Source organism: Ectopseudomonas toyotomiensis, from assembly GCF_017167985.1.
Lineage (GTDB): Bacteria > Pseudomonadota > Gammaproteobacteria > Pseudomonadales > Pseudomonadaceae > Aquipseudomonas > Aquipseudomonas toyotomiensis.
Map to the genome: position 1 here is coordinate 3,281,860 of NZ_CP070505.1, position 18,052 is coordinate 3,299,911.

General features: G+C 64.1%; 16 protein-coding genes. 11 read left to right on the plus strand and 5 right to left on the minus strand.

What is annotated here, in order from left to right:
* Positions 1 to 16: 16 nt before the first annotated feature.
* The 8 genes from JWV26_RS14995 (at position 17) to JWV26_RS15030 (ending at position 8,838) form a co-directional block, all read left to right on the plus strand.
* Positions 17 to 715, plus strand: a complete 699-nt coding sequence (locus JWV26_RS14995; protein WP_206417220.1) for a response regulator transcription factor — start codon at positions 17 to 19, stop codon at positions 713 to 715.
* Positions 712 to 2,046 (plus strand): sensor histidine kinase, encoded by a 1,335-nt coding sequence (locus tag JWV26_RS15000; RefSeq protein WP_206417221.1) that lies wholly within the window; start codon positions 712 to 714, stop codon positions 2,044 to 2,046. The genes JWV26_RS14995 and JWV26_RS15000 overlap by 4 nt, the downstream gene beginning before the upstream one ends.
* Positions 2,047 to 2,134: 88 nt before the next feature.
* Positions 2,135 to 4,084, plus strand: coding sequence for a TonB-dependent receptor domain-containing protein (locus JWV26_RS15005; RefSeq protein ID WP_206417222.1), 1,950 nt, complete (start codon positions 2,135 to 2,137; stop codon positions 4,082 to 4,084).
* A complete protein-coding gene (locus JWV26_RS15010) occupies positions 4,084 to 5,187 on the plus strand; it encodes an ABC transporter substrate-binding protein (RefSeq protein WP_206417223.1) in 1,104 nt (367 codons plus the stop codon). Before JWV26_RS15005 ends, JWV26_RS15010 begins: the two co-directional genes overlap by 1 nt.
* The gene (locus JWV26_RS15015; protein ID WP_241201223.1) at positions 5,184 to 6,230 is read left to right on the plus strand and encodes a FecCD family ABC transporter permease; all 1,047 of its coding nucleotides are present in this window, start codon (positions 5,184 to 5,186) and stop codon (positions 6,228 to 6,230) included. The genes JWV26_RS15010 and JWV26_RS15015 overlap by 4 nt, the downstream gene beginning before the upstream one ends.
* On the plus strand, positions 6,227 to 7,024 hold the full coding sequence (locus tag JWV26_RS15020; protein ID WP_079784592.1) for an ABC transporter ATP-binding protein: 798 nt from the start codon (positions 6,227 to 6,229) through the stop codon (positions 7,022 to 7,024). The genes JWV26_RS15015 and JWV26_RS15020 overlap by 4 nt, the downstream gene beginning before the upstream one ends.
* Positions 7,014 to 7,292, plus strand: a complete 279-nt coding sequence (locus JWV26_RS15025) for a DUF2218 domain-containing protein (RefSeq protein ID WP_206417224.1) — start codon at positions 7,014 to 7,016, stop codon at positions 7,290 to 7,292. Before JWV26_RS15020 ends, JWV26_RS15025 begins: the two co-directional genes overlap by 11 nt.
* A 382-nt stretch (positions 7,293 to 7,674) precedes the next feature.
* Positions 7,675 to 8,838, plus strand: coding sequence for a type III PLP-dependent enzyme (locus JWV26_RS15030; protein WP_179545773.1), 1,164 nt, complete (start codon positions 7,675 to 7,677; stop codon positions 8,836 to 8,838).
* 130 nt (positions 8,839 to 8,968) lie between these two features.
* Here the strand turns inward: JWV26_RS15030 and JWV26_RS15035 are convergent, their stop codons facing one another.
* On the minus strand, positions 8,969 to 11,200 hold the full coding sequence (locus JWV26_RS15035; RefSeq protein ID WP_206417225.1) for a TonB-dependent receptor domain-containing protein: 2,232 nt from the start codon (positions 11,198 to 11,200) through the stop codon (positions 8,969 to 8,971).
* A 228-nt stretch (positions 11,201 to 11,428) separates the two neighbouring features.
* Between JWV26_RS15035 and JWV26_RS15040 the strand changes: the two genes are divergently transcribed.
* Positions 11,429 to 12,172: a 5-oxoprolinase subunit PxpA gene (locus JWV26_RS15040; protein ID WP_206417226.1), complete on the plus strand. Its 744-nt coding sequence runs from the start codon at positions 11,429 to 11,431 to the stop codon at positions 12,170 to 12,172.
* 3 nt (positions 12,173 to 12,175) lie between these two features.
* Here the strand turns inward: JWV26_RS15040 and JWV26_RS15045 are convergent, their stop codons facing one another.
* Both JWV26_RS15045 and JWV26_RS15050 read right to left on the minus strand, forming a co-directional pair.
* The gene (locus JWV26_RS15045) at positions 12,176 to 12,466 is read right to left on the minus strand and encodes a DUF2218 domain-containing protein (protein WP_074918395.1); all 291 of its coding nucleotides are present in this window, start codon (positions 12,464 to 12,466) and stop codon (positions 12,176 to 12,178) included.
* 62 nt (positions 12,467 to 12,528) lie between these two features.
* Positions 12,529 to 13,170 (minus strand): NAD(P)-dependent oxidoreductase, encoded by a 642-nt coding sequence (locus JWV26_RS15050; RefSeq protein ID WP_206417227.1) that lies wholly within the window; start codon positions 13,168 to 13,170, stop codon positions 12,529 to 12,531.
* A 100-nt stretch (positions 13,171 to 13,270) separates the two neighbouring features.
* Between JWV26_RS15050 and JWV26_RS15055 the strand changes: the two genes are divergently transcribed.
* Together JWV26_RS15055 and JWV26_RS15060 are read left to right on the plus strand one after the other, a co-directional pair.
* Positions 13,271 to 14,158 (plus strand): LysR family transcriptional regulator, encoded by an 888-nt coding sequence (locus JWV26_RS15055; protein WP_206417228.1) that lies wholly within the window; start codon positions 13,271 to 13,273, stop codon positions 14,156 to 14,158.
* An 87-nt stretch (positions 14,159 to 14,245) separates the two neighbouring features.
* Positions 14,246 to 15,133 carry a PA4780 family RIO1-like protein kinase gene (locus tag JWV26_RS15060; protein ID WP_017678870.1) on the plus strand — a complete coding sequence of 296 codons (888 nt, stop codon included), beginning with the start codon at positions 14,246 to 14,248 and terminating at the stop codon, positions 15,131 to 15,133.
* A gap of 97 nt (positions 15,134 to 15,230) precedes the next feature.
* On the opposite strand, the gene cueR is transcribed toward JWV26_RS15060, so the two are convergent.
* Both cueR and JWV26_RS15070 read right to left on the minus strand, forming a co-directional pair.
* Positions 15,231 to 15,668 (minus strand): Cu(I)-responsive transcriptional regulator, encoded by a 438-nt coding sequence (gene cueR / locus JWV26_RS15065; protein ID WP_206417229.1) that lies wholly within the window; start codon positions 15,666 to 15,668, stop codon positions 15,231 to 15,233.
* The gene (locus tag JWV26_RS15070) at positions 15,665 to 18,034 is read right to left on the minus strand and encodes a heavy metal translocating P-type ATPase (protein ID WP_206417230.1); all 2,370 of its coding nucleotides are present in this window, start codon (positions 18,032 to 18,034) and stop codon (positions 15,665 to 15,667) included. Before JWV26_RS15070 ends, cueR begins: the two co-directional genes overlap by 4 nt.
* Positions 18,035 to 18,052: the final 18 nt, after the last annotated feature.

The window sequence follows — 18,052 nt, forward strand, 5'->3', positions numbered from 1 at the left end:
TGCCTGGGTAACCCACATGACCGCCAGCCTGGCTCGCATCCTGATCGTCGAGGACGATCGCACCCTGGCCGCCCAGCTCGGCGAGCTGCTGCGTGGTCAGGGTTATGCCACCAGCGCCTGTCACCTGGGTGAGGCGGGGCTGGAGACGGCGCTGCGCGAGGCGCCGGACCTGCTCCTGCTTGACGTAATGCTGCCGGACGTCAACGGCTTTTCCGTGCTGCGCCGCCTGCGCGAGCAACAGCAGACTCCGGTGATCATGCTCACCGCATGCGGGGCTGAGGAGGAGCGCATTCGCGGCCTGCGCCATGGTGCAGACGATTACCTGCCCAAGCCTTTCAACATCACCGAACTGCAATTGCGCATCGACGCCGTGTTGCGCCGCACGCGCCCGCAGGAGAGTGCGCGCGTCGGCCAGGCGGTCCAGTTGCAGGTCGACGAACTGCAACTGGACCGCCACGCCCAGCAGGCGCGTGTCGCAGGCTGCGACCTGGCGCTGACGCCACTGCAGTTCCGCCTGCTCTGGTTGCTGGTCAGCCATCGCGGTGAGGCGCTGAGCAAACCCTACCTGTACCGCATGGCGCTGGAGCGTGAGTACAGCCAGTACGACCGCAGCCTGGACATGCACATCAGCCGTATCCGTCGCCGTCTGGGCGAGGCTGGCCTGGGCGCCGACCGGCTGCAGACTCTGCACGGCCGTGGTTACGCCTTCACATGAATAACCGTCTGTTCTGGAAGCTGTGCCTGGTCATCGGCCTGGGCAGCGTACTGCTGTTCTGGATCATCGCCCGCGTAGCCTGGCAGACCGAGGAGCGCATGAGCTTCATCGATGCCGAGCACCAGCGCACCTTGCGTCACTACGGCGAGCAGGCCGAGGCGATGTACCGCGCTGGCGATCATGAAGCCCTGGCGCGCTGGCTTACTACCCTGCAGCAGCAAGAGCAGACCTGGGCGGCAGTGGTCGAATCCGAGGTGCGACCGTTGGCTGGCAGCGTGCTCAACGAGCGCTTCTACGAGGGCTTCGGCCTGGGCCGCGACGTGAGCTGGAAGATTCACCTCTACTTCCAGGAAAACCCCATCATGGATCTGCCGTTCGCCGACGGCCGGACCCATTTCCTGATCATCCTGCCGCAGCGCATGCGCCCCGGACTCAACTGGCATTACGCCAAGCTGCTGCTGCAACTGGTGGTGCCGCTGGTGCTGATGCTGATCGTCTGCCTGGTGCTCTACCACCATCTGATGCAGCCGCTCGGTCGTCTGGAGCAGGCCACCCGGCAGTTCAGCGATGGTCGCCTGGATGTGCGCGTGCGCTCGCTGCTGGGCTCGCGCAACGACGAGCTGGCGCGCCTGGCCGAAACCTTCGACGCCATGGCCGCGCGCACCGGGCAACTGATCATCGACCAGCGTCAGCGTCTCGCGGATATGTCCCACGAGCTGCGCACGCCGCTGACGCGCATCGAGATGGCGGTGAGCCTGGCCGAGCAGGATGGCGGCCAGCGCCAGTTGCTCGAACGTATCCGCGACGACTGCGCCGGCATGCGCCGTTTGGTCGAGGATGCCCTGACCCTGAGCTGGCTGGAGAACGAGCGACCCGAGCTGCGTGACGAGAACCTGGACCTGTCCGAACTGCTCGACAGCATCCTCGACGATGCGCGTTTCGAGTACCCGGATCGGCAGATTCTCTGCCAGATGCCCGACAGCGCGCCGCTGCATGGCAGCAGCAATCGGGCGCTGGGCCAGGCCATCGAGAACGTGGTGCGCAATGCGCTGGACCACACCCCGGCGGGCGGCCAGGTGCAGGTGAGCCTGAGCGAGGAGGGCGATGCCTGGTTGTTGCAGGTTGCCGACCAGGGCCCGGGCGTAGCCGAGCAATGGCTGGAGCGCATCTTCCAGCCGTTCTTCCGTGGTGGCAGCGAGCGTGCCGGTTTCGGCCTTGGCTTGGCGCTGGCGCAGCGCCAGGTCAGTGCCACCGGCGGCAGCATTCGCGCGAGCAATCGCGCCGGTGGCGGTTTGCTCATGGACATCCGTCTGCCACGCACGGCGATGTAACAGTTGTAAAAGTGATTCCCTGCTCAGGTGCTTGTGATGAGAATTCGCAAATGCGAAATATTCACATCTTTCCTGGGGAGGATCGATCATGCCGCACTGCCCTTATCGCCTGAGTCTGCTCGGCGCCATTACCTTCGGTAGTCTGCTCGCCGCGCAGGCGCATGGCGCCGATGCCGCGCTGGAGTTGCAGGCGCAGGAGATCACCGCCGCTGCCATCGACCGCAACGAAAGCGTCGAGGCCGAGCAGCTGCAGCGCTACCAGGCCAGCGACCTGCAGGAAGTATTCGAGTCCAACCCCGAGGTGTCCGTGGCCGGCGGCCCTGGCGTGGCGCAGAAGCTCTACCTGCGCGGCCTGGAAGACACCCTGCTGAACATCAGCATCGATGGCGCCAGCCAACCCGGGCAGACCTTCCACCACACCGGCCGCATCGGCATCGAGCCGGAGCTGCTCAAGCGCGCCGAAGTGCAGGCCGGCACTGGCGATGCCACTGCCGGGCCCGGTGCGCTGGGTGGCGCGATCCGCTTCGTCACCAAGGACCCGGACGACCTGCTGCGCGAAGGCGAGCAACTCGGTGCGCTGCTCAAGACCGGCTATTTCAGCAATGGCGAAGGCTACAAGAGCAGCGCCAGCGTGTTCGGTCGCTTCAATGAAAACTGGTCGGCGCTGGCCATGACCACCTACCAGGATCAGAACGACTTTGAGGACGGCAACAACGACGACGTGCTGGGTACGGCGGCACGGCAGAAGCTCGGCTTCGCCAAGCTGGTGGGCAAGCTGACGGACGAGCAGACCCTGCGCCTGAGCTACGAAAAGCGCATCGACGAGGGCGAGCGCAGTCAGCGCCCGCAGTGGATACCGAGCAGCTTCAACCGTCTGTATCCGCTGAGTACCGAACGTGAGACTTGGACGCTCAACTATGCCTGGCAGCCGGTGAACAACGATCTGCTGGATGTCGAGCTGACCACCTACCACACCACCAACGAGCTGGAGCAGGACGGCCGCTTCGGTCTTTACTTCGGCGATACCCGCAGCACCGGCTTCGATCTGCGCAACACCAGTCGCCTCGGCGCGCATCAGCTGACCTATGGCGTCGACTACCGTGATGATCGCACCACCCTCGGTCCAGAAGGTGATCGAGAGCTGGATCACGAAGACGGCGAAGTGCTCGGCGTCTACCTGCAGGACCGCTACCAGATCACCTCGCGTCTGCAGCTCGACGCCGGACTGCGTTACGACCGCTACAAGCTCGATGACCGCGACAAGCAGAACTTCACCGAGGAAGGCATCAGCCCCAACCTGGGGCTGCGCTACCAGTTGACACCTGAACTGGCCGTTTTCGCCGGCCAGGCGCGGGCACTGCGCGGCCCGCAGGTGCGTGATGCCTTCAAGCTCGATGTGTCCGGCAACGACCCGGATCTGAAGGCGGAGAAGGCGCGTACCGACGAGGTCGGGTTCGACTACCGCGACGGTGGCTGGGAGCTGAGCGGCAAGGCCTACGTCACCCGGATCAAGGATGCCATCGCCGATCCCATCGGCCGGCCCAATCTGTATGAGAACTTCGGCGACCTGAAGAGCAAGGGTGTGCTGCTCAGCACCGCCTACCACTGGCAGCAGCTCAGCCTGGGCTTGAGCTACCACCGCAACGACGCGCGTCTGGATGGCGAGCGCCTCAACGTCTACGAATACAACGGTCTGGGCACTAGCCTCGGCGACACCTGGACCAGCTTCGCCGACTACCGCGCCAGCGATAACCTCACTCTCGGCTGGCAGGGCCGTTTCGTGCGCGGCATCGACACCCTGCATACCGGTGTCGGTGATGTGTCCAAGCCTGGCTATGGCGTGCATGACCTGTATGCCGAATGGCAGGCCGTGCCTGAGAGCCTGACGGTGACCCTGACGCTGAAGAACCTGCTGGACAAGCAGTATCTGGATCACGCCAGCAACGAGGACTTCGAGCACATTCCGGACTACGAGGGTATCCGTGGTTCCTACGAGCCAGGTCGTGAGCTGCGTCTGGGCCTGGCATGGCGAATCTGATGGGGCGAGCAGTCGTTGCAGTACTGCTGGGGCTGGCGCTGCTGGCCCCGGTGCAGGCGCAGGTGTTGACCGATCTGGCCGGGCGTGAGGTGCGGGTACCCGAGCGTGCCGAGCGCATCGTGTTGGGCGAGGGCCGTCTGCTGCCGGTGCTGGCCATTCTCGAAGGCGAGCAGTTGCTGGAGCGCCTGGTGGGCATGCCTGCCGATCTGGCGCTGGTCGATCCCGGCAGCGCGCGGCAATACCAGCAGGCCTTTCCCGCGCTGGCCAAGGTGCCGCGTATCGGCCAGGGCGCGGCCGATAGCTTCAGCCTGGAGCAGGTACTGACGCTGCGCCCGGACCTGGCCATCTTCAGCCTGTCCGGGCATGGCCCGGACAGCACCCAGGGTCGGCTGATCGAGCAGTTGCAGCGCGCCGGAGTGGCGGTGCTGTTCGTCGACTTTCGCGAGCAGCCGCTGACCAATACGCCGCGCAGCATGACCCTGCTCGGCCAGGCGCTGGGTCGTGAGGTGCGTGCCGAGGCGTTCAACGCGGCGCATGCCGAGGCGCTGGCTGCGGTGCGTGAACGCTTGCCACAAGGCGCCGCGCCCAAGGTGTTTCTGCACAGTCGCGCCGGCCTCGGCGATGGCTGCTGTGAGAGCATGGCGCGCGGTATGTTCGCCGATCTGCTGGCCGAGGCCGGTGGCGACAATATCGCCCGCGAGCGCCTGCCGGGTCATGCCGGCACTATCAGTCTGGAACTGTTGCTCAGCCAGCCGCCTGAGCTGTATATCGCCAGCGCCGTGGGCTCGGCCGACAGCCTGGCCGAGGGCGCGACCTATATCGCCCTGGGGCCGGGCGTGGCGGCGGATGCGGCGCAGGCCTCGCTCAGGCGCCTGCTTGGGCGTGGCGGTCTGCAGCATCTGAGCTCCGTGCGCGAGGGCAGGGCGCATGCCATCTGGCACGGCTTCTACAACAGCCCGTTCAACGTGGTGGCGGTGCAGGTATTCGCCAAGTGGCTGCATCCCGAAGCCTTTGCCGATCTCGATCCGCAGCGCACGCTGGAGCGCTTCTACGGTGAGTTCCAGCCAGTGGCGCTGGACGGCCAGTACTGGATCAGCCTGTGAGTGCGCAGCAGGTGTTACGTCTCGGTTATCGGCGTGCCGTGCTGCGGCGTTGGGCCTGCCTGGGCGCGTTGGCGGCATTGCTGCTGGCCAGTTTCATCGCCGATCTGGCTACCGGCCCGGCTGGCCTGAGCTGGTGGGACGTGGCGCGCGGCCTGTTGCAGCCGCAGCGCCTGGACGCCGCGCAGGCGGTGATCATCCTGGAGATCCGCGTGCCCTACGCCTTGATGGCGCTGGTGGTGGGCGCCAGCCTGGGCCTGGCCGGCGCGGAGATGCAGACGGCACTGAACAACCCCCTGGCCAGCCCCTTTACCCTCGGCGTCGGCGCGGCGGCGACCCTCGGCGCGGCGCTGGTGATCCTGCTGCGGCCCAACCTGGCCGGGCTCGGCGCCGACTTGCTGCTGCCGCTGGCGGCTTTCGTCTGCGCCTTCATCTCCTGCCTGCTGCTGCTTCTGGTGGCGCGGGTGCTGGGCGAGGCGCTGCATACCCTGGTGCTATTCGGTATCGCCATGCTGTTCGGGCTCAATGCGCTGGTCGGGCTGCTGCAGTTTCTCGCCGATGCCGATGCACTGCAGCAGATCGTGTTCTGGACCCTGGGCAGTCTGGCGCGTGCCGATCTGCAGCGGGTGGCGTTGGTGACGGTGGTGCTTGCCCTGTGCCTGACCCTGGCGCTGCGCCAGGCCTGGGCCATGACCAGCCTGCGCGGCGGCGAGGAGCAGGCGCGCAGCCTGGGCATTCGCGTCGGCCGCCTGCGCACCTTCGTGCTGCTACGGGTCAGCCTGTTGACTGGCGTTGCCACGGCCTTCGTTGGCGAGGTCGGCTTTATCGGTCTGGTCGGCCCGCACGTGGCGCGTCTGTTACTGGGCGAGGATCACCGCTTCTATTTGCCCGGCAGTGCGCTGGCTGGCGCCTTGCTGTTGTCGCTGGCGTCCCTTGCCAGCCGCGCGCTGCTGCCCGGGGTGATCCTGCCGGTGGGGCTGGTCACTGCGGTGGTCGGTGTGCCGCTGTTTATCGGCCTGATCCTGGCTCGGGGGCGCAGCCTATGAGCCTGTTGATCGAGGGGCTGGGGCTGAGCTATGGCGCGCGCAGCATCCTGCAGGATCTGACCCTGCCGGCCGTGGAAGCCGGCAGCCTGGTGGGCGTGCTCGGCCCGAACGGCGTCGGCAAGTCCTCGCTACTGCGCGCCATTGCCGGTTTGCAGGCGTGCCAGGGAAAAGCGCGGTTGGGTGATGCAACGCTGAGCGGCGTGCCGCCCTGGCGTCAGCAGGCGCAGGTGGCCTACCTGCCGCAGCAATTGCCGCAGGCGGTGTCGCTGCTGGCCTACGAAAGTCTGCTGGCGGCGGCGCGGGCGCGTTGTCCACAACTTGCGTCGCACGAGCTGACTGCGCGGGTCGAAGCGATTCTGCAGCGCCTGGGCATCGAGCATCTGGCCCTGCAGCGCATGGATCGTCTATCCGGCGGTCAGCGGCAACTGCTCGGCCTGGCGCAGGCGCTGGTAGGCGAGCCGCAACTGTTGCTGCTCGACGAGCCCACCAGCGCGCTCGACCTGCACTGGCAGCTGCGCGTACTCGATTGCGTTGCCGAGCGCTGCCGTAACGAGCAGGCGATTGCCTTGGTGGCTTGTCATGATCTCAATCTGGCGCTGCGCTTCTGCACTCACCTGCTGTTGCTGGCGCCCGGCGGCGCTTACCGCTTCGGCACGCCCGCCGAGGTGCTGGACGCGGCCTGGCTGCGCCGCGCCTACGCCATCGAAGCACGTATTGAACACTGCTCGCTCGGCCAGCCGTTGGTGCTGGCCGATAGCCCTCTGCTCAAGGAAGCCCCACCTCATGCCCAATAGCCACAGCCGTTTCCCCAGCAGCCAGGCGCCACGTCTGCTTGGCCGCCTGTGCAAGCACTTCTCGCACAAGATCGAGGCGCGCTGGAGCGAGCATGAGGGCCTGCTGCGTTTCTCCATTGGCGAGTGCGTGCTGCAGGCCGATGAGCATGCCTTGCATCTGGCCTGCACCGCGCCGAGCGCAGCCGAACTGGACGAGTTGCAGGAGGTGATCCGGCGCCATCTGCAGGGCTTCGCCCAGGTGGACGAACTGGTGCTGCAATGGCACTGAAACACGGCTGCGCCAAACTGGCTGAAAGGCCCGCCTGTTCAGCATTTCAGAACGTTTTGTGTGATATCCGGAACGAGATGAAATTAGGAAGAATTTCCGGTTGATCTGAGGGGCGCATGGTCTTAAAGTCCGCGCCCGAACGTCCATGCTGGAAACGATCCATCCGGCTCAAGTACTGACGACGAGAGGTTGCCGGCCGGCGAATGGTCGGTACCGGTGATGCTCGGCGACATGCCTTGGGAAGTAGGCGAACCAAAGTGGGGAAACTGTCAGACGTTCAGGCCAGCGTTTAGCGCGGCCAGCCCCGACACGTAGCGGAACCTGTAAGCGGTTCTGCTGCCCGAATCAATGTGTTCCCGGTTTTGCCATTGGAGTCCCCAGCATGTCGATCAAGGTCGAAGACTATTACGCACCCGCCACTTTCCAGCGCATGAAGGCGTTCGCCGATCAACACGAAACCCCATTCGTGGTGATCGACCGACAGATCATCGCCGATGCCTACGATCAACTGGGCAACTGCTTCCCGTTCGCCAAGATCTACTACGCGGTCAAGGCCAACCCGGCCACCGAGATCATCGAGCTGCTGCGCGACAAGGGCTCGAGCTTCGACATCGCCTCGATCTACGAGCTGGACAAGGTGATGGCCACCGGCGTTGGACCGGAGCGCATCAGTTACGGCAACACCATCAAGAAATCCCGCGATATCCGCTATTTCTTCGACAAGGGCGTGCGCCTGTTCGCCACCGACTCCGAGGCCGACCTGCGCAACATCGCCAAGGCCGCGCCGGGCTCGAAGATCTACGTGCGCATCCTCACCGAAGGCTCCACCAGCGCCGACTGGCCGCTGTCGCGCAAGTTTGGCTGTCAGCCGGACATGGCCCTGGACCTGCTGATCCTGGCCAAGCAACTGGGCCTGGTGCCTTATGGCATCTCCTTCCATGTCGGCTCGCAGCAGCGCGATATCGACGTATGGGATGCGGCCGTCGCCAAGGTCAAGGTAATCTTCGAGCGCCTCAAGGAAGAAGACGGCATCACCCTGCAGATGATCAACATGGGCGGCGGCTTCCCGGCCAACTACATCCAGCGCACCAATGATCTGGAAACCTACGCCGAGGAAATCACCCGCTTCCTCAAGGAAGACTTCGGCGACGAACTGCCGGAAATCATCCTCGAGCCGGGCCGTTCGCTGATCGCCAACGCCGGCGTGCTGGTCTCGGAAGTGGTGCTGGTGGCGCGCAAGTCGCGCACTGCAGTCGAGCGCTGGGTGTATGCCGACGTCGGCAAGTTCAGTGGCCTGATCGAAACCATGGACGAAGCCATCAAGTTCCCGATCTGGACCGAGAAGAAGGGCGAGATGGAAGAAGTGGTGATCGCCGGGCCGACCTGCGACAGCGCCGACATCATGTACGAGAACTACAAGTACGGCCTGCCGCTCAACCTGGCCAGCGGCGACCGACTGTACTGGCTGTCCACCGGCGCCTACACCACCAGCTACAGCGCGGTGGAATTCAACGGCTTCCCGCCGCTGAAGTCCTACTACCTGTAAGGCAGCTAGAGGGGCCAGGGTGCATTTGCCTCGTCCCATCCTGCGTACCACTCGATAGTTCTGGTGCGCACGGCGGTCCAGAAACAAAACGCCAGCCCTAGGGCTGGCGTTTTGCTTTACGCGGTTGTGGTCAGAACTCGATAACCGTCGACAGCCACAGGCGTCGGCCTTCTTCGAGGGTGCCGCTGGTGGACTGCGCGATCTGCGTGTAGTCGGAAGCCCAGCCGGTAGCACCGGTGTTGGTGGTGTAGTAGCTGCCGCTCGTGAAGTCCTTGTCGAACAGGTTGTAGATCGTGGCGCTGAACGTCACGTTCTCCGAGGCCTTGAACGAGCCACCGAGGTGGAAGACCTCATAGGCCTTCAGGTCGCCAGCGGCGTCATACAGGACCTTGTTTGCCGCCGTCAGGTTTTCGTAGCGGTCGGTAAAGCGAGCACGTTCGCCGCGGTATTCCCCCTTGAACCACAGCGTCAGGCGATCATTGGCTGCCCAGCTCAGGCGGGCGTGAGCCATGTGCTCCGGTGTATTGGTCAGTGGCGCGCCCTTGTTGATGCCACTCTTCTGCTCGCTGTCGGTGTAGGTGTAGTTGACGGCCAGTGCCCAGGCCGGGGCGAATTCCCAGCGACCTGCAACCTCGACACCCTTGGTGACGGCTTCGCCGATGTTCACGCTCTGGGCGAAGTTCTCCTGAGTGAAGCCCGAGCCATAGCTGACGCAGCCTGGCTGGTTCGGATTAGCAGCGTAGAAGCAGTTGGCCAACGGCGTGCCGTCGTCGATCTTGTCCTTGAACTTGTTGTGGAACAGGGTGACGTTGGCGTTGAAGTCGGAGAGGTTGTCGTAGTACGCACCAATCTCGGTGTTGGTGGTGATTTCCGGATCCAGGTCGGGGCTGCCGATGGTAATGGTCGAGCCCTGGCCGGTCACGCCGTTGATGCCACTATGCAGTTGATTGAGTGTCGGGGTCTTGTAACCGCGGCTTACGCCGCCCTTCAGGGTCCAGGTGTTTGTTGTGTTCCACACCAGGTAGGCGCGCGGGCTGACATGGCCACCAAAGGCTTCATGATCCTCGTAGCGCGCGCCCAGGGTGAGCGCCAGGTCTTCACGCAGGCGCCACTCATCTTCGGCGAACAGCGCCCAGGACGTCTGCTGGAAATCTTCATCGGCGATGCCGTCGGTGACCTTGGCATCCCACCACTGCGCGCCGACGGTGGCGATATGAGCGTCGCCCACCGGGGCTACCAATTTGGTGTCGACGACCAGGTCGGTCGACTTCAGCTTGCGGTCGTCTCCGATGATGATCGACGGGAAACCGGTGTAAGCGTTGCCAATCGGGTTGCCTGGAATGGTACGGCCGAAGGTTTCCGTGGTGTTGTGGGTGATGCTGCTTTCCAGCGTACCGAAGCTCAAACGCCCAATATGGCTGAGGGCGATCTGATCACGCTCGAAGCGCAGTTCATCCTTGTAGCCATTGGCACGTAACGGGGCGTTGGTGGTGCAGCCGTCGGTGGCGCTGCCACCATTCTTGCCGTCGAGATTGCCCAGCTGGCAGTCGTCATTGTTGTAGACCTGGCGGCCTCGCTCGAAATCGAGAACGAAGTCATGGGCGTCATTCGGGGTCAGTGTCAGGCGGGTGCCGAAGGTGGTGTTGCGCCCCTCGACAGGTGATGCACCGCGCTTGCTGACGGTACTGTCGTTGTCGAACTGCAGGTTCGACTCGCCGCGGTCATACAGGCTGCCACGCACGGCGAGGCCCAGCAGACCGTCGATCAGCGGGCCGCTGGCATAGAGGCTGGTGTTGCTGGCTTCACCGTAATCGCGGTTTTCCTGGAAGGTATGGTCCAGGCTCAGGCTGGCGCCCCATTCCTTGGCCACCTTGCGGGTGATGATGTTGACTACGCCCCCCATGGCGTCGGAGCCGTAGAGCGTGGACATCGGCCCGCGGATCACTTCGATACGCTCGATCGCGGACATCGGCGGCATGAAGCTGGTGGCAGTTTCGTTGAAGCCATTTGGCGTGACGTTGCCTGCCGTGTTCTGGCGACGGCCGTCGATCAGAATCAGGGTGTAGTCGCTGGGCATGCCGCGAATGCTGATATTCAGACCGCCAGTCTTGCCGGTGCCCTGGCGTACGTCGATGCCTTCCACGTCTTCCAGTGCCTGCGCCAGGTTGCTGTAACGCTTCTGCTGGAGTTCTTCGCGGCTGATCACGCTGATGCTGGCCGGGGCTTCGGTGATCTTCTGTTCGAAGCCGGAAGCACTGACTACCACATCGCCCAGGGCGATAGGCTCGTTGGCCTGGGCGCCGAAACTGGCGGCCAGAGCAATGGCGCTGGCCAAAGCGGTGCGGGAATTGAGGGCGGACATCGATCTACTCCTGGCAGTAAGAGGGTGCAGGCGGAACGGTTGCAAACGGCCGGGATGATAGTGATTTGCATATAAGGTTCAATTGCGGATGATATCGATGGGCATGGCAACCGGCTGGAGAGGCCGCGGTGGTTGGGCTGCAGGCAGGTGTAAATTTTGTAAATGCGATTAATTCTCGAGTGTTGCTCGGGCTTTACGCAGGCTTTCCAGGCGCTCTAAGCTGCCGGCATGAACCCTATTCTTCTCAACTGCGACATGGGCGAGGGCTTCGGTGCCTGGCGCATGGGCGACGATGAACTGGCCATGCCGCTGATCGATCAGGCCAACCTGGCGTGCGGCTTCCATGCCGGCGATCCGCTGATCATGGCGCGCAGCGTCGAGCTAGCGGTGGCGCATGGCGTGAGCATTGGCGCGCATCCTTCCTATCCGGATCTGCAGGGCTTTGGTCGGCGCCATCTGCAGTGCTCGCCGGAAGAGGTTCGCGCGCTGGTGCTGTATCAGGTGGGGGCGCTGGATGCCTTTTGCCGAGCGCGCGGCTGTCAGCTGGCTTACGTCAAACCGCATGGTGCGCTGTACAACGATCTGGTTCGTGATGATGCGCTGCTCACCGCAGTACTCGATGCCTGTGCCAGCTACCGCAAGGGCTTGCCGCTGATGGTGCTGGCGCTGGCTGACAACGATCGGGAGTTGCGTCTGGCCGACGAGGCCGATGTGCCGCTGATGTTCGAGGCGTTCGCCGACCGCGCCTATCTGTCAGATGGGCAACTGGCGCCGCGCCGGCTCAGCGGCGCGGTGCACCATGATCTCGAGCGAATTCTGGACCAGGCGTTGGCCATTGCCAGCGGCGAGTCCTTTGCCGACATCGATGGCAAGCCGCTGCGGCTGCGGGCTGACAGCCTCTGCGTGCATGGCGACAATCCCGAGTCGCTGGCGGTGTTGCGCCGTTTGCGCGCTCGGCTGGATGCGCTTTGAGGGTCAGATTGGCTGCCAGTCCAGGGTCAGCTCCTCCTGCCAGGCGAAGCGCTCGAAGTGACTGCCGACCACGCCCTCCAGGCGTTGCAGGTCTTCGCTGCTGGCGCTTTCCACCTGTAGGCGCAAGCCCTGGTTCTCTGCCTTCAAGGTCGCCACACCGGCGCCGAACTCGATACGGCCCTGGTGCTCGTCGAAGCTGACTGGAATCTTGTGTGCGAAGTGCTTGCACAGACGACTGATATAGCGCGCCGGGGTATCGGTAGCGACGAAGGCACTGCTGCTGAATAGGGTCATGCAAAATCCTCTTGGGCTGTGTATTTCCGTGTGGCTGCCGTGTTGCGACAGCGCGGCGTGGTTCAGTACGCCAGGGTAAAGCGTTGGCGAATGTGCTGCGGCTGCTCGACTTCGTCCAGCAGTGCTACGGCCAGGTCGGCCACCGAAATGCTGCCCGGCTCATTACCGTTCATCAGCAACTCGTCCCGGCCCAGGCGGAACTTGCCGGTACGTGGGCCTGGTACGAGCAGCGCGGCTGGTGAGAGAAAGGTCCACTCCAGATCCTGTTCGCCGCGCAGGATTTCCAGCGTCTGGCGCGCACCCTCGGCGCCTTCCTTGTACTCGGCCGGAAAGTCCGGTGTATCGATCAATTGCACGTTGGGGGCGACGTACAGACTGCCGGCACCACCGACCACCAGCAGACGTTTGACGCCTGCCTGCTTGCTCGCCGCGATGATCGAGCGGCTGCCGGCGATGAACTGCTCGCGAATCTCCGCCACGCCCCAGCCTGGGTTGAAGGCGCTGATTACCGCGTCGTGGCCGTGCAACTGCTGGGTCAGTGCTGCGCTGTCGTGAACGTCCGCCTCAACGACGGTGAGTTGCGGGTGTGCGTTCAGCTTTTTTGGCTGGCGTACCAGTGCGGTGACCTGATGACCGCGACTCAGTGCTTCTTGCAGCAGCGGCGCGCCGACATAACCAGTGGCACCGATCAGTGCGATTTTCATTGGGGTAATCTCCAATAGTGACGATGAACACATGATCGCTGCTGGATAAACCCCGGAAAAAGTGGCCTGATGCACATAGATAATTAAGTGGGGCTTCATAATGGAGCAGCTAAAGCGCATGGCGTTGTTCGCCACCGTGGTGCAGAAGGGCTCGATGGTCGCGGCTGCCGAAGCCATGGGCATGACGGCTTCGGCGGTCAGTCAGCAGATACGTCGACTGGAGGAGGCTACTGGCGTCACGCTGCTGCATCGCACCACCCGCAAGCTGACCCTTAGCGAGGCGGGTGCGCAGTTCTATGAAAGCTGCCGACAGATAGTCGAACTGGCCGAGCAAGCCGAGCAGCGCCTGGCAGAGCAGCGTGATGCGCCGGTAGGCGAGTTGCGTGTCGCTGCCCCGGTCGGGTTTTCCGGACCGCTGCTGAGCGAAGCGCTGGCGCCATTGCTCAGTGCTCATCCGGGGTTGAGCCTGAGCCTGTTCTTTCACGATGAACAGATCGACCTGATCGAGTTGCGCATCGATCTCGCCATCCGTGTCGGCCGCCAGGAGGACTCCAGCCTGGTAGCCCGTTACGTGACCGATTGGCGGATGATCCTGTGCGCCGCTCCGGCCTACCTGGCACGCGTCGGTTTGCCAATCGAACCGTCGCAATTGCTCAAGCTCGACTGGATCGGCCTACATCTGGAACGCAGCCAGCACCTGACCTTGCTTGGCCCCGGTGGAGTGCAGCAGCGCCTGCGGCTGGAGACACGCATCAGCTGCAACAACATCCTGGCCGCGCGTCAATTCACCCTGGCGGGTATGGGCGTGTCGCTGCAGCCGGAGCCGGAAGTCCGTGAACTGCTGGCTCGCGGCGAACTGTTGCCGCTGCTGCCGGATTGGCAACTCGAGCCTATCGGCCTGCATATCGTCACGCCACGGCGCGATGCGCAACCGGCCAAAGTGCGCTATGCCATCGAGGCGCTCAGGCGTCATCTGGTCAGTGCATGATGATCAATTGTCGGCATACGCCTCTGGCTATGCGAGGATGGCGCCATAATCATTTTCTCCGTCAGAAAGGACCCGTGATCCACACCGATGAAGACGCCCAAACGTATTGAACCCCTGGTCGAGGATGGCCTGGTGGATGAGGTGCTGCGACCACTGATGAGTGGCAAGGAAGCAGCGGTCTATGTGGTGAGGTGTGGCGACGAGCTGCGCTGTGCCAAGGTCTACAAGGAAGCCAATAAACGTAGTTTTCGCCAGGCTTCCGAGTATCAGGAAGGCCGCAAGGTGCGTGGCAGCCGTCAGGCGAGGGCCATGGCCAAGGGCAGCAAGTATGGGCGCAAGGAGCAGGAGCAGGCCTGGCAGAATGCCGAGGTCGCTGCGTTGTTTCGCCTGGCCAATGCCGGTGTGCGTGTTCCCAAGCCCTACGACTTTCTCGACGGCGTGCTGCTGATGGAGCTGGTGGGTGATGGCGAGGGCGATGTTGCGCCGCGGCTCAATGACGTCGACCTGCACCCGGATGACGCGCGTGAATTTCACGCTTTCATGATCCAGGAGATCGTCAAGATGCTCTGCGCCGGCCTGGTGCACGGTGACTTGTCGGAGTTCAATGTGCTGCTCGGCCCCGAAGGCCCGGTGATCATCGATCTGCCGCAAGCCGTGGATGCCGCCGCCAACAACCATGCCTTCAGCATGCTCGAACGTGACGTACGCAACATGGCCGAGTACTTCGGCCAGTTTGCCCCGGAGCTCAAGTACACCAAGTACGCCAAGGAAATGTGGGCGCTGTACGAGGCTGGCAAACTGCTGCCCGATACGGCGTTGACCGGCGAGTTCGCTGAGCCCGAGGACGCTGCCGACATCGACGCGGTGATGCGCGAGATCAAGGCCGCTCTGGCCGAGGAAGCGAAAAAGCAGGCCCTGCTCAACGCCGAAGACGAACCCAAGGACGCCGAACCGATACCGCCCTGGATGCGCTGAGAGGGCTCCACTCCGTAGGGTGCGCCGCGCGCACCTGGCTTTGTGGGCCTCGCTGCGCCCGAAAATGACGCTCGCATTCCCCCGGATTGCATCCGGGCTACGAAACGCCCTCACTCCCATGCGAGCAGCTTGGTGCGCCACAGCTTATGCCCTGCTCGATGCCCTTCAGGATCGGGCAGTCTGGCCGGTTGTCGCCCTGGCAACTGTTCGCCAGATCCACCAGCGTATCTCGCAAGGCGCTCATCTCGGCGATCTTGCGTGAAAGCATGGCGATATGCTCCTCGGCCAGCGCCTTCACATCGGCACTGGCGCGCTGCTTGTCCTGCCACAGCGCCAGCAGCTTGCCGACTTCTTCCAAAGAAAAGCCCAGATCCCGCGCCCGCTTGATAAAGGCCAGGCGGTGCAGATCACCCGCGTTGTACTGCCGGTAACCACTCTCCGACCGCCCAGCATGGGGCAGCAGGTCGATGGACTCGTAGTAGCGAATCATCTTGGCACTGAGGCCGGTGTGCTTGGCGGCTTGGCCGATGTTCATGCTCGCGGTCTCCAGCGATTGAGCAGCAACGCATTGCTCACCACACTGACGCTGGACAGCGCCATGGCGGCGCCGGCGAACATCGGGTTGAGCAGGCCAGCGGCAGCCAGGGGGATGCCGATCAGGTTGTAGATGAAGGCCCAGAACAGGTTCTGGCGGATCTTGGCATAGGTGCGCCGGCTGATCTCCAGCGCGGCCGGTACCAGACGCGGGTCACCGCGCATCAGGGTGATGCCGGCCGCGTGCATGGCGGCATCGGTGCCGCCGCCCATGGCGATGCCGACATCCGCAGCGGCCAGCGCCGGTGCGTCGTTGATGCCGTCGCCGACCATGGCCACGGTACCGTGCTGGCGTAGTTCACCGATCAGCTGCGCCTTGTCCGCTGGTAGCACCTGGGCGTGTGGCTTATCGATGCCCAGAACGCCAGCCACTGTTGCAACGCTGCCCTGGTTATCGCCACTGATCAGGTGGCTGGTGATGCCCTGCTCGCGCAGCTCGGCGATGGCTTCGGCGGCGCCGTCCTTGAGTTGATCACCGAACGCCAGCAGGCCAAGCAGGCGTGGCGTGCTGCCGGTTTCGATCAGCCAGGACAGCGTGCGGCCTTCGGCTTCCCAGGTGTGCGCGGATGCAGTCAGCGCGTCGGCCTGCAATTGGTTTTCCTCCAGCAGGCGGCTGCTACCCAGTTGCAGGGAGCGACCCTCGATTTCGCCGGCGATACCGCGCCCGGCCAGCGCGCGGCTGTCGCTCAGCGCCGGCAGCGTGATGTGCTGTTCGGTGCAGCGCTGCAGCACGGCCTTGGCCAGCGGGTGCTCGCTGCCCTGTTGCAGACCGCCGGCCAGGCGCAGCAGTTCGTCCTCGTCGGCTGCGCCCAGGCCGATATGGACGATGCGCGGCTTGCCTTCGGTGAGAGTGCCGGTCTTGTCGAAGGCGATGTGCCGCACGGCGTGCGCCACTTCCAGTGCTTCGGCGTCCTTGATCAGGATGCCATGACGCGCGGCGACTCCAGTGCCGGCCATGATCGCGGTCGGCGTGGCCAGGCCCAGCGCGCAGGGGCAGGCGATGACAAGTACGGCGACGGCGTTGAGCAGGGCGTTTTCCAGTGATGCGCCGAACGCCAGCCAGCCCAGCAGCGTGGCCAGGGCGACCAGTAGCACCGCCGGGACGAACACCTGACTGACCTTGTCCACCAGTTTCTGGATCGGCGCCTTGGCAGCCTGGGCGTCTTCGACCAGGCGGATGATTCGTGACAGCACGGTTTCGGCGCCGAGGGCAGTGGTTTCCACCAGCAGGCGACCTTCACCGTTGATGGCGCCAGCCGTGACCTTGTCGCCTGGCTGTTTGGCCACCGGCAGGCTTTCACCGCTGATCAGCGCTTCGTCGGCATGGCTGTTGCCTTCCAGCACCTGGCCGTCGACCGGGAAGCGTTCGCCGGGCTTGACCAGAATCCGGTCGCCCAGTGCCAGCGCGTCGATGCCGACGCGTTCTTCACGACCCTCCACCAGGCGCACTGCGTGATCGGGGCGCAGTGCCTGCAACGCGCGGATGGCGCTGGCGGTCTGGCGCTTGGCGCGGCTTTCCAGGTACTTGCCGAGCAGGATCAGGCTGATGATCACCGCTGAGGCCTCGAAATACAGGTGTGGCATCTGCCCGGCTGGTGTCACGGCCCATTGGTACAGGCTCAGGCCGTAACCGGCGCTGGTGCCGATGGCCACCAGTTGATCCATGTTGCCGGCACGGGCCTTCAGCGCCTGCCAGGCGGCGCGGTAAAAACGCGCGCCGAAAATGAATTGCACCGGCGTGGCGAGCAGGAATTGCACCCAGGCCGGCAGCATCCAGTGCAGGCCGAAGGGCTCGACCAGCATCGGCAGCACCAGCGGCAGAGTCAGGGTGATAGCGGCCAGCAGCGTCAGGCGTTCCCGCTGTAAACGGCGTTGTGCCCGATCCGCGGCCGGGCTGTTGTCCAGCAGGCTGGCCTTGTAACCGGCGGCGGTCACCGCCTTCAGCGCCTGTTGCGGATCGAAACCGGCGAATACCTGCAGGCGCGCCTTCTCATCGGCGAGATTGACGGCGACCTGGCTGATACCCGGCAGTTTGCCCAGCGCGCGTTCGATACGACCGACGCAGCTGGCGCAGGTCATGCCCTCGATGGCCAACTCCAGCGGCTGGCTGGGCACGCTGTAACCGGCTCCTTCGATGGCGCTGATCAGCAGGGGCAGACTGGCTGCGGGGGCTTCGACGCGTGCCTGCTCGTTGGCCAGGTTGACGCTGGCGCTGCTTACCTGCGGCAGCTTGTTCAGCGCGCGCTCGACACGACCGGCGCAACTGGCGCAGGTCATGCCCTGGATGGGTAGGTCGAAGGTGGTCATGGTTTGGTTCCCTGTAGC

Bases quoted from the DNA above. Each gene is read 5' to 3' on its own strand.
- JWV26_RS14995 (WP_206417220.1), top strand. From the start codon at position 17: ATGACCGCCAGCCTGGCTCGCATCCTGATCGTCGAGGACGATCGCACC.
- JWV26_RS15000 (WP_206417221.1), top strand. From the start codon at position 712: ATGAATAACCGTCTGTTCTGGAAGCTGTGCCTGGTCATCGGCCTGGGC.
- JWV26_RS15005 (WP_206417222.1), top strand. From the start codon at position 2,135: ATGCCGCACTGCCCTTATCGCCTGAGTCTGCTCGGCGCCATTACCTTC.
- JWV26_RS15010 (WP_206417223.1), top strand. From the start codon at position 4,084: ATGGGGCGAGCAGTCGTTGCAGTACTGCTGGGGCTGGCGCTGCTGGCC.
- JWV26_RS15020 (WP_079784592.1), top strand. From the start codon at position 6,227: ATGAGCCTGTTGATCGAGGGGCTGGGGCTGAGCTATGGCGCGCGCAGC.
- JWV26_RS15025 (WP_206417224.1), top strand. From the start codon at position 7,014: ATGCCCAATAGCCACAGCCGTTTCCCCAGCAGCCAGGCGCCACGTCTG.
- JWV26_RS15030 (WP_179545773.1), top strand. From the start codon at position 7,675: ATGTCGATCAAGGTCGAAGACTATTACGCACCCGCCACTTTCCAGCGC.
- JWV26_RS15035 (WP_206417225.1), bottom strand. From the start codon at position 11,200: ATGTCCGCCCTCAATTCCCGCACCGCTTTGGCCAGCGCCATTGCTCTG.
- JWV26_RS15040 (WP_206417226.1), top strand. From the start codon at position 11,429: ATGAACCCTATTCTTCTCAACTGCGACATGGGCGAGGGCTTCGGTGCC.
- JWV26_RS15045 (WP_074918395.1), bottom strand. From the start codon at position 12,466: ATGACCCTATTCAGCAGCAGTGCCTTCGTCGCTACCGATACCCCGGCG.
- JWV26_RS15050 (WP_206417227.1), bottom strand. From the start codon at position 13,170: ATGAAAATCGCACTGATCGGTGCCACTGGTTATGTCGGCGCGCCGCTG.
- JWV26_RS15055 (WP_206417228.1), top strand. From the start codon at position 13,271: ATGGAGCAGCTAAAGCGCATGGCGTTGTTCGCCACCGTGGTGCAGAAG.
- JWV26_RS15060 (WP_017678870.1), top strand. From the start codon at position 14,246: ATGAAGACGCCCAAACGTATTGAACCCCTGGTCGAGGATGGCCTGGTG.
- cueR (WP_206417229.1), bottom strand. From the start codon at position 15,668: ATGAACATCGGCCAAGCCGCCAAGCACACCGGCCTCAGTGCCAAGATG.
- JWV26_RS15070 (WP_206417230.1), bottom strand. From the start codon at position 18,034: ATGACCACCTTCGACCTACCCATCCAGGGCATGACCTGCGCCAGTTGC.